General features: G+C 42.5%; 11 protein-coding genes. 10 read left to right on the plus strand and 1 reads right to left on the minus strand.

Features of this window, described 5'->3' with window-relative positions:
* Nucleotides 1-80 precede the first annotated feature (80 nt).
* From clpP to DWW33_RS14775, 8 genes are all read left to right on the plus strand, one after another.
* The gene (gene clpP, locus DWW33_RS14740) at nucleotides 81-662 is read left to right on the plus strand and encodes an ATP-dependent Clp endopeptidase proteolytic subunit ClpP (protein ID WP_022243444.1); all 582 of its coding nucleotides are present in this window, start codon (nucleotides 81-83) and stop codon (nucleotides 660-662) included.
* A 129-nt stretch (nucleotides 663-791) separates the two neighbouring features.
* The gene (gene clpX, locus DWW33_RS14745; protein WP_118639768.1) at nucleotides 792-2,045 is read left to right on the plus strand and encodes an ATP-dependent Clp protease ATP-binding subunit ClpX; all 1,254 of its coding nucleotides are present in this window, start codon (nucleotides 792-794) and stop codon (nucleotides 2,043-2,045) included.
* Between the two features lie 16 nt (nucleotides 2,046-2,061).
* Nucleotides 2,062-4,389, plus strand: coding sequence for an endopeptidase La (lon, locus tag DWW33_RS14750; protein ID WP_118639769.1), 2,328 nt, complete (start codon nucleotides 2,062-2,064; stop codon nucleotides 4,387-4,389).
* Between the two features lie 14 nt (nucleotides 4,390-4,403).
* Entirely contained in the window at nucleotides 4,404-4,997 is a 594-nt protein-coding gene (gene yihA, locus DWW33_RS14755; RefSeq protein WP_022243441.1) for a ribosome biogenesis GTP-binding protein YihA/YsxC, read from the plus strand.
* On the plus strand, nucleotides 4,987-5,991 hold the full coding sequence (locus DWW33_RS14760; RefSeq protein WP_118639770.1) for a metal ABC transporter substrate-binding protein: 1,005 nt from the start codon (nucleotides 4,987-4,989) through the stop codon (nucleotides 5,989-5,991). Before yihA ends, DWW33_RS14760 begins: the two co-directional genes overlap by 11 nt.
* Nucleotides 5,988-6,734: a metal ABC transporter ATP-binding protein gene (locus DWW33_RS14765; protein WP_022243439.1), complete on the plus strand. Its 747-nt coding sequence runs from the start codon at nucleotides 5,988-5,990 to the stop codon at nucleotides 6,732-6,734. The genes DWW33_RS14760 and DWW33_RS14765 overlap by 4 nt, the downstream gene beginning before the upstream one ends.
* Complete coding sequence (locus DWW33_RS14770; protein ID WP_117698540.1) at nucleotides 6,731-7,546, plus strand: metal ABC transporter permease; 816 nt, start codon at nucleotides 6,731-6,733, stop codon at nucleotides 7,544-7,546. The genes DWW33_RS14765 and DWW33_RS14770 overlap by 4 nt, the downstream gene beginning before the upstream one ends.
* Entirely contained in the window at nucleotides 7,539-7,970 is a 432-nt protein-coding gene (locus DWW33_RS14775; protein WP_118639771.1) for a hypothetical protein, read from the plus strand. The genes DWW33_RS14770 and DWW33_RS14775 overlap by 8 nt, the downstream gene beginning before the upstream one ends.
* Here DWW33_RS14775 and DWW33_RS14780 read toward each other — a convergent pair.
* Nucleotides 7,876-9,195: a DNA polymerase Y family protein gene (locus tag DWW33_RS14780; protein ID WP_118639772.1), complete on the minus strand. Its 1,320-nt coding sequence runs from the start codon at nucleotides 9,193-9,195 to the stop codon at nucleotides 7,876-7,878. The genes DWW33_RS14775 and DWW33_RS14780 overlap by 95 nt on opposite strands.
* A 165-nt stretch (nucleotides 9,196-9,360) precedes the next feature.
* Here DWW33_RS14780 and DWW33_RS14785 point away from each other — a divergent pair, with 165 nt between their 5' ends.
* Together DWW33_RS14785 and DWW33_RS14790 are read left to right on the plus strand one after the other, a co-directional pair.
* A complete protein-coding gene (locus DWW33_RS14785) occupies nucleotides 9,361-10,119 on the plus strand; it encodes an adaptor protein MecA (RefSeq protein WP_118639773.1) in 759 nt (252 codons plus the stop codon).
* A gap of 18 nt (nucleotides 10,120-10,137) precedes the next feature.
* The gene (locus tag DWW33_RS14790) at nucleotides 10,138-10,521 is read left to right on the plus strand and encodes a hypothetical protein (RefSeq protein ID WP_022243433.1); all 384 of its coding nucleotides are present in this window, start codon (nucleotides 10,138-10,140) and stop codon (nucleotides 10,519-10,521) included.
* Nucleotides 10,522-10,635: the final 114 nt, after the last annotated feature.

Consider the following 10,635-nt stretch of genomic DNA (forward strand, 5'->3'; position numbering starts at 1 on the left):
AGGTCGGTCTGTTTTACGCAAACCACTTGAACCAGAGATAAAGTTGCAGCAGAATGTATGGTAGAAATGGAGGTTATCATATGAGTTTAGTACCTTATGTCATTGAACAGACCAGCAGAGGAGAGCGTAGTTACGACATATACTCCAGATTATTAAAGGATAGAATTATTTTCCTTGGTGAAGAGGTAAATGAGACCACAGCCAGTCTGGTAGTGGCACAGCTTTTATTCTTAGAGTCCGAAGATCCGGGAAAAGACATTCAGTTATACATCAATTCTCCGGGTGGAATTGTAACAGGCGGATTGGCAATTTATGATACCATGCAGTATATCAAATGTGATGTATCTACAATTTGTATCGGACTTGCAGCCAGCATGGGTGCATTCCTGTTGTCCGGTGGAACAAAAGGAAAGAGATTTGCATTACCAAATGCAGAGATTATGATACATCAGCCTTCCGGTGGAGCAAAAGGACAGGCAACTGAGATTCAGATTGCAGCAGAGAATATCTTAAAGACCAAGAAACGTTTGAACGAGATTTTAGCTGCAAATACCGGAAAGCCATATGATGTAATTGCCGCAGATACAGAGCGTGACTATTATATGTCCGCAGAAGAGGCAAAGGAGTATGGCCTGATTGACGGTGTAATTACAGCAAGATAAGAGAAATAAGAAAGAGGCTGTCTCTGGGCGGATTATCCGAAGCACATATGCGGAATTCGACTACGGGCAGCCTTTACCTTTTTTTCGAAGGATTTAGAAAAGATAAATGGAAATAATCGAGGTGGAAAGATGGCAGGAAGAAATAGCGAGGACAAAATCAGATGTTCCTTTTGCGGAAAATCACAGGATCAGGTACGCAAGCTGATTGCAGGACCAAACGGTGCATATATCTGTGATGAATGCGTGGACATTTGTGCAGAAATCATAGAGGAGGAATTCGAAGATGAGGAGATTTCCGGAAAAGGAAAGGAAGATTTAGAAGAAATCAACCTGATTAAACCGGAAGAGATGAAGAAATTTTTAGATGAATATGTAATCGGTCAGGACGAAGCCAAAAAAGTCCTCTCTGTAGCCGTATATAATCACTATAAAAGAATTACTTCTGATGTAGATATGAATGATGTGGAATTGCAGAAGAGTAACATTCTGATGTTAGGACCGACCGGTTCCGGTAAGACCCTTCTGGCACAGACACTGGCAAGAGTCTTAAATGTACCGTTTGCCATTGCAGATGCCACCACATTAACAGAAGCAGGCTATGTCGGTGAAGACGTAGAGAATATCCTTCTGAAACTGATTCAGGCAGCAGATTACAATATCGAGCGCGCCCAGTGCGGTATTATTTACATCGATGAGATTGATAAGATTACGAAGAAATCCGAAAATGTATCCATTACCAGAGATGTGTCCGGTGAAGGTGTACAGCAGGCATTATTAAAAATCTTAGAGGGAACTGTGGCTTCCGTTCCACCACAGGGTGGAAGAAAGCATCCACAGCAGGAATTAATCCAGATTGATACTACGAATATTTTATTTATCTGTGGTGGAGCATTTGATGGATTAGAGAAGATTATCGAGCAGCGTATGGATCAGAAATCCATCGGCTTTAACGCAGATATTGCAGACCGTACCGAGCGTAATCTGAGCGAAGTCTTAAAGCAGGTACTGCCGGGAGATTTTATTAAATTCGGTCTGATTCCGGAGTTTATCGGACGTGTTCCGGTAAATGTATCCTTAGAGCAGCTGGATAAGGAAGCGTTAATCCGTATCTTAAAGGAGCCGAAGAATTCCCTGATTAAGCAGTATAAGAAGCTGTTTGAAATTGACGGCGTAGAGCTGGAATTTGAAGATGATGCAGTAGAAGCAATTGCAGAGAAATCCTTAGCCCGTAAGACCGGTGCCCGTGGACTTCGTGCAATTATGGAAGATACCATGATGGATTTAATGTATCAGATCCCTTCTGATGAGAGTATTGTAAAATGCACCATTACAAAAGAAACGGTAGAAGACAAGAAAGCGAAGATAGAATATCATAACGCATAAATAAGAGGAGAAAAGGATGAGCAGGACAGTAATTCATTTACCGGCAGTTGCACTTCGTGGAATGACCATTCTGCCGGGAATGGTGGCTCATTTTGATATTAGCAGGGACCGTTCCATTCATGCCATAGAAGAGGCGATGGTTGGAGACCAGAAAATATTCCTGATTACACAGCAGGATGCTTCCGTAGAGGAGCCGGCCAGGGATGATTTATATCAGATTGGTGTTATTGCTGAAGTAAAGCAGGTAATAAAGATGCCAAATGAAATCGTGCGTGTTTTGGTAGAAGGATTGGAAAGAGGCGAGTTAGCCTCTTTTCTGTCACAGGAGAAGTATCTGATGGCAGAGGTCATCCTTTTTGATGAAAAAACGGCAGAAGAGGAAGAACTGATGCCGGAAGCGAAGGAAGCAATGCTTCGCTGTATCAGGGAAACCGTACTGAAATATCAAAAAGCCAATGGACATATGAGCAAAGAATTCTTACGTCATGTAGAAGAACAGCAGGACGTTGGAACTTTGATGCAGCAGGTTGCATACAATCTGCCGCTTTATTATACCCAGAAACAGAAAATCTTAGAGGCAGTAGATCTCACTTCCCAGTATGAGACTTTAATGGCAATTCTGCTTAATGAAGTAGAAGTTATTTCCCTGAAAAATGAATTTCAGGCGAAGGTGAAAGAACGCGTGGATAAGAATCAGAAGGAATATCTTTTGCGGGAACAGATGAAACTGATTCGGGAAGAACTAGGTGAGGATAATACACAGTCAGATGCGGAACACTTTTTAGAGGAAGTAAAGAAGCTGAAGGCAGATAAGACGGTCAAAGAGAGAATTAAAAAAGAGATTGAGCGTTTTAAGAATATTGCATCCAGTTCTTCGGAAAGTGCAGTCAGCAGAGGCTATATTGAGACATTGCTGGAACTGCCATGGAATAAGGCTTCTAAGGATAATAAAGATTTAGCTAATGCAGAGAAAATTTTAGACGAAGACCACTACGGACTGGAAAAAGTAAAAGAGCGTATGCTGGAATTCTTGGCAGTCCGGAATCTGACTCATAAAGGAGAAAGTCCAATTATCTGTCTGGTGGGACCTCCTGGAACCGGCAAGACAAGCATTGCCCGTTCTGTGGCAAAAGCATTGAATAAAAAGTATGTCAGAATCTGTCTCGGCGGTGTCCGTGATGAGGCAGAGATTCGTGGACACAGAAAGACCTATGTGGGGGCAATGCCGGGCAGAATTATCAATGGTTTAAAGAGTGCCGGAGTAAAGAACCCGCTGATGCTTTTAGATGAGATTGATAAAGTTAGCAGTGATTATAAGGGAGATACATCTTCTGCACTGCTGGAAGTATTGGATAATGAGCAGAACAGCCATTTCAGGGACCACTATGTGGAGCTTCCGGTAGATTTGTCTGAGGTATTGTTTATTGCGACAGCCAATTCCGTACAGACAATACCAAGACCTCTGTTAGACCGTATGGAGCTGATTGAGGTAAGCAGTTATACGGAAAATGAAAAGGCTCACATTGCAAAAGAGCATCTTATAGCAAAGCAGATTGAGAAAAATGGCTTAAAGGAATCAGAGCTTACATTCCAGAATGGTGCAATTGAGCAGCTGATTCGCAGCTATACAAGAGAAGCCGGTGTGCGTAACTTAGAACGCAAAATCGGTGAAATCTGCAGAAAAGCAGCAAGAGAGATTTACGAGGGCAAGAAAAAGAAAGTTACTATAAGCACAAAGAACTTAGAACATTATCTTGGCAAAGAGAAATATACCTTTGATAAGAAGAATGAGAAGGACGAGGTTGGTATTGTCCGGGGACTGGCATGGACCAGTGTCGGTGGTGATACATTAGAAATCGAAGTAAATGTAATGCCGGGAAAGGGTGAATTTAAACTGACAGGACAGCTTGGCGATGTCATGAAAGAGTCTGCACAGGCTGGAATCAGTTATATCCGTTCTGTCAGTGAGCAGTATCAGATACCGGACGATTTCTTTACCAAACATGATATACATATCCACATTCCGGAAGGAGCCGTACCAAAGGATGGACCGTCCGCCGGTGTTACCATGGCAACCGCAATGCTTTCTGCCATTACCGGGAAAAAGGTGCGTGCTGATGTTGCCATGACAGGAGAGATTACCCTCCGCGGCAGAGTGCTTCCGATTGGTGGATTAAAAGAGAAAACATTAGCAGCGAAAAATGCCGGTATCCGGACAGTCTGTGTGCCGGGAAAAAATGAAAAAGATATTGAGGAACTCTCAGCAGAGATTAAAAAGGATTTAGAAATTGTCTATGCAGATACCATCGAAGATATCTTAAAGGTTGCTTTTGTAAAAGAGTAGTAAAGGAGCAGAAAATGGTTATAAAAGAAGTAAACTTGGAAACGGTGTGTGGTGTTACCAGTAAGCTTCCGGAGAATACATTGCCGGAGGTGGCATTTGCAGGAAAATCCAATGTTGGAAAGTCGTCATTAATTAATGCACTGATGAACCGGAAATCCCTTGCAAGAACCTCTGCACAGCCGGGAAAGACACAGACCATTAATTTCTATAATATCAATGATGCCATGTATCTGGTGGATTTGCCGGGATATGGTTATGCGAAAGTAGCAGAGAGTGAGAAAGCAAAATGGGGTAAAATGATTGAAAATTATCTGCATACCTCAAAGCAGCTGCGCCGGGTATTCTTACTAATTGATATCAGGCATGACCCGTCTGCCAATGATAAACTGATGTATGACTGGATTATCCATCAGGGCTTTGATCCGGTTATTGTGGCAACCAAGCTGGACAAGCTGAAGAGAAGCCAGGTGCCAAAATGTATCAAGGCAGTAAAAGAAGGTCTGAAAGTAAAACCTGGGACGGTAATTGTTCCGTTTTCTGCAGTAACCAAGCAGGGCAGGGAAGAAATCTGGCAGATTATGGATGAGGCTGTTGGCTATGAAGAATAAATATGTATTTGTAACGGTTCTTTTGCTGGTACTTTTATTGACTGGTGCAGGACTGACACAATTATATGTAAAAGAAGAGACAAAACAGCAGGATAGTGAACTTACGGTAGTAACATCCTTTTATCCGATGTATATTGCAGCAATGAATGTCATCGGAGACACTCCGGGTGTGGATTTGCAGAATCTCAGTGAGCCGCAGACCGGCTGCCTTCACGATTACCAGCTGACTCCGGCAGACATGAAGCTCCTTTCCGGTGCAGATGTGTTTATTGTAAATGGTGGCGGAATCGAATCTTTTTTATCGGATGTGGCAGCAGATTATAAGAATCTTTCCATTGTAAATGCCTGCGAGGGACTTAATCTTTTGTCCGAAGAGGATGAAGGAGAGGAACATGCTCACGGAGATGCCCATGAAGATGCTGCAGAGGAGCATATCCACGGAGATACCGAGGATACTCATGAAGATGGGCACAATCACGGAGATGTGAATGCCCATGCATGGATGAGCATTGCGTTATATAAACAGCAGGTGGAAAATATTTTAGAAGGTCTTTGCAGGATAGATCCGAAGCATCAGGATGCCTATGAAAGCAATGCAAAGGAGTATCTGGCAAAGCTTGAGGATTTAGAGAGAGAGCAGCAGTCCTTAAAGGAAGAATTATCAGGAAAGCATATTGTTATTTTCCATGAAGCCTATGCCTATGTGGCAGAGGACTACGATATGGAGATTTCCTATACCATGGATTTGGATGAGGAGCGTCAGGTCAGTGCCGGTGAAGTGGCAGATGTGATGGGAGCCATTGAAAAGAATGATATATCAGTGGTGCTGGCAGAAGAACTCTATGGCAAAGATATGGGAGATACGGTAGAACGGGAGACCGATGCGAAAGTATGTTATCTTGATACCTTAACCCGCGGGGAGTATGAAAAGGACAGCTATCTTGATGCAATGAGACATAATATGGAACTGCTGAAGGAGGCTTTTGCAGAATGAGAAAAATAGTAAAACCATGTGGACTGCATTGTATCCGGATTAACCATCTGGGTGTTACTATTGGAGAACAGCAGATATTGTCAGATGTGAATCTGCATATTCATTGTGGAACACTGACGGTACTGATTGGTCGGAACGGAGCAGGAAAATCAACTCTGATCCGGGCTATTTTAAATGACATTCCACACACGGGAAGCATTGAATTTAAGGACCGGGAAAATGGTCATATCCAGAAGCTTAAGATTGGTTATGTACCACAGAATCTAAATATCGAGAAATCCACTCCGGTCAGTGTCTATGATATGATTGCAAGCTATCAGTCCAACCGGCCGGTATTTTTATATAAGAGCAAAAAACTATATCAGGAAATCAAAGAAAGCTTAAAAATGTTTGAAGCCGAGCATTTGATTGACAAGCAGGTATGTAATCTTTCCGGTGGGGAATTACAGCGTGTACTTCTTTCCATGGCGGTGATGGATGAACCGAATCTGCTGCTTTTGGATGAGCCGGTGTCTGGTATTGACCAGAATGGGATGGAGTTATTTTACCGGAATATCGAATATCTGAAGGAAAATTTTGACCTGGCAGTTTTGCTGATTTCCCATGATCTTGATTATGTAAGAAAATATGCAGACCATGTGGTTCTCATAGATGGCAAAGTGCTGACCCAGGGAACACCGAAGGAAGTCTATGACAGTGATGCTTTTAAACAGGTATTTACAGATATGGAGGTGCGGGGATGATAGAATTTTTTACCGCGTGGTGGTCTTATGGATTTATGCGGAATGCATTTATCGCAATCCTGATTATCACACCATTGTTTGGAATCCTTGGAACCATGATTGTAAATAACAAAATGGCATTTTTCTCAGATGCATTAGGTCATTCTGCATTGACGGGAATTGCTCTTGGCGTTGTGATGGGAGTTGCAGATACGACCTTATCCATGATTATTTTTGCAGTAATTTTTGCACTATTACTAAACTATATCAGCAGTAAAGCATCGGCATCCAGAGATACGATTATCTCCGTTTTTTCTTCAGCGTGTATTGCTGTGGGACTGGCCATCTTATCGAAAGGTGGCAATTTCAGCAAATATTCCAGTCTTTTGGTAGGTGATGTTTTAAGCATCTCTAAAAAGGAAATTATTTATCTGATTCTGATTTTTGCGGCAACACTGATTTTCTGGGGCATGGCATTTAATAAGTTAAATGCAGTAAGCCTGCACCGGGCACTGGCAAAGAGCCGGGGAATCCGGGTGAAGCTGATAGAAAATATTTTTGCAATTTTTATTGCATTAATTGTAATGCTTTCCATTAAATGGATTGGAATTTTGATCATCAATGCACTGCTGATTCTTCCGGCAGCAGCAAGCCGGAATATTTCGGTCAACATGCGGGAATATCATTTATTTTCTGTTATCTTTTCCTTGTTTTCGGGATTGCTCGGATTGATGATTTCCTATTTTACCAATGTTGCAACCGGTCCGATGATTGTGATTGTAGCAGCCATCATTTATTTTGCAACTTATGTATACGGAAGGAGAAATGCATGATGAGAACCACGAAAAAGGGAAGAAAAGGCGCACTTTTACTTACCTTTCTTCTGGCAGGAAGTTTACTGCAATCCGCTATGAGAATGAAAGTAAGAGTTACATTATAGATAAAGGGGCATTTCAGATGCCTTATGGTGAGGATACAACGGTGCAGGCACAGCTTGACGACTGGATTGCACAAGAGGATGGAAGTTATCTTGTAACGACCTCCCTCTTAACCTATAGTGATGCAGAGGGAAGCAGTAACAGAACCTTCCAGTTTATATTAAACGATAATGGATATAAGGATGAACTTCCGGATCCATTATTCTACTATACCATCTCAAACGTCAGTCCGATGGATGATTCTTTTTCGGATCTGACTCAGGAGACGGAAGAAAACTCCCCCGGACAAGAGCCTTCGACCCAAAACGTTTCCGAATAGAATCAATGGCTGCATCCAGTTGCTTTTGCTTATTGGCAGAAGGCATCTGGGTGCGGTTTTTTTTGTTGCCATCTGGGAGTGGATTGCCGGAAGCTGTACTTTCTGTGGAAATCATGGCAGATGCCGATGAATCGGCTGTATAATCAAAAATAGAAAGCTGCACCGGTGCATCTTCAGAAAGCAGACGGCTGGTACGGATGCCAAGGAGTCGGACAGGTTCACTATTCCAGAGCTGCTGGAAAAGGGAAACGGCAGTTTTATAAAGGGCATCTGTAGTATTTGTGGCTGAGAGGAGACTGCACTGGTGGGAAGTATTCGTAAAATCATGATAGCGGATTTCTACCGTAATACTCTGGGCTAACATTTTTTCTTTCCGGAGGCGCATGGATACAGATTCGGAAAGAGAGAGAAGAACCTTTTTTGCATCTGCTAAGGTGCGGGCGTCCTCCTTTAAAGTGGTGGAATTGCCAATCCCCTTGGCTTCCCGCTTGGTAGAATGCACATGGTCATCTCCGATTCCATTGGCATATTCCCACATCAGTGTGCCGTGGCTTTTGAATTCCTGCCGGAGGTAATCCGGGTCAGTGGCTGCAAGTTCTCCGATGGTACGGATGCCAAGTGCTTTCAACCGGGCAGCACTGGAATGCCCTACCATGTAGAGATCATCCACCGGAAGCGGCCACATTTTTTTTTCAATTTCATCCGGAAAAAGAGTGTGAATCCGATCCGGCTTGGTAAAATCACTTGCCATCTTCGCCAGAAGCTTATTTGGAGCAATTCCAATATTAACGGTAAAACCAAATCGTGATTTAATATTTGCAGAAATGATTTTGGCTGCTGCAAGAGGAGATTCATACCGGTGGGCAATGGGCGTAAAGTCAAGAAAACATTCATCTATGGAAAGCTGCTCGATATCATCGGTGTAGGTATGTAGCAGTTCCATAAGTGCATGGCTTTTTTTCTGGTACATGGCATGATCCGGCGGAACCAGCATAAGGGTAGGACATTTGCGTAAAGCATTGGCAACCGGTTCGCCGGTGACAATCTTATAGGCTTTGGCAGGCACAGACTTGGCAAGAACCACACCGTGTCTTGTAGCAGAGTCACCGCCAATAATTGCCGGTATAGCGCGGATATCTAAAGTTTCACCATGCTCTAGGCGGTCAACAGCACTCCAGCTTAAAAAAGCAGAATTGACATCAATATGAAAGATAATCCGGTGCATAATGCTCCTCCTTTACCGTATTATGGAATTGCCGGCTGTTTACGGGCTTAATACCTTGGATACCTATATTATAAAAGCTTTCCGGTTGAAAAGAAAGGGCTTTTAGTGTATAGTAAGGTTACAAATAAGGGAAAACGCAGCGAGAATAATGGCAGGTGATTGTTTATGAGATTTAAAAGAATCGATGTGGATACGGTGCGCTGTATTATTTCAGAAGAAGAATTAATGGAAAATGGGCTGGAAGTAGATGATTTTCTGCAGAATGACGGAAGAACAGAAACGTTTCTGCGTAAGATTATTTCCATGGCAGAAGAAGAGGTCGGATATAAAGTACAGGGTGGAAATATTACCATTCAGGTTGCAGTACTGCCGGAGCATACACTGGCACTTACTTTTTCGGAGAAGCCGGAGCTTGGCATCAGCAATATGTTGGAAAATCTGAAGTCTGCAGTAGAAAGTCTGGTTAAGAATGCTCCTGATATTGAAAAGCTGAAACAGACGTCAAAAGAGCTGGCAAATCAGAATCATACGGATGAAGGCATTGCAGAAATACAGCCGGAGCAGTCAGATTCCAAGGCGGAAGAAAGCACAGATAAGAAACAGTCTACCGGTGGCTTTACACTAAAAGACCGGAATTTTTATCAGCTTTGCTTTGCAAGCATGGAACGTGCAATTTTTTATGCCAAGGGCGTCCGTCTGGAACTGCCAATGAAGAGCAGTCTTTATTATCTGACCAGGGAGGATGCTTATTATCTTTTGCTTGAGAAGGGAGAACTTAGTGATAAACAGCTTTGTCGTCTTTTAAGTGCTTCTTTGGAATTTGCAGATGATATTTATGCGCATGGACCGACCCGGGCATATATTATGGAGCATGGAAAATGCATTTTGCCGGAGCAGGCGTTAGAACATTTACAGGAAATTTAGACAGACAGAGGAATTGGAATGGAAGAATATAAGGATAAAGCATCTTTTGAAGAATTTTTTAAGCAGAACTATGTCCCACTGGATTATAAATCCATTCGGAATGAGATGCGGGAGGCAGCCGGAGATGGCTGGAGCCTTTTTACCGATGAATACAAATTCCGTGGAAAGATAGATAAGAAAGATTTTATTGTGCATATGACAGGCGATGCCTACTGCACTTTTGAAGAGATTGTGGAAAATGCAATTGATGAGTTGAACAGCGGAATCCTTGACATTGTGATGGAAATCGGCAATGAGATGGAATTTGACAACGATACAGCAGAAATTTATTTTGATACCATTGAAAAGCAGCTAAAGGAAATGCTAGATGCCCTTTATGATGATGTGCTTAAAGATTTATAAAAGCAGGCAAAATAAACAGTAAAGATAGAAAAGACCCCGGAAGAACGATTGTATGTATGATATGTACCCTCTTTACTGGACAACCAGTAAGGAGGGTGTTTTTATGCGTTATAG

The organism is Roseburia sp. AF15-21 (assembly GCF_003479505.1).
Taxonomy (GTDB): Bacteria; Bacillota; Clostridia; order Lachnospirales; family Lachnospiraceae; genus Roseburia_C; species Roseburia_C amylophila.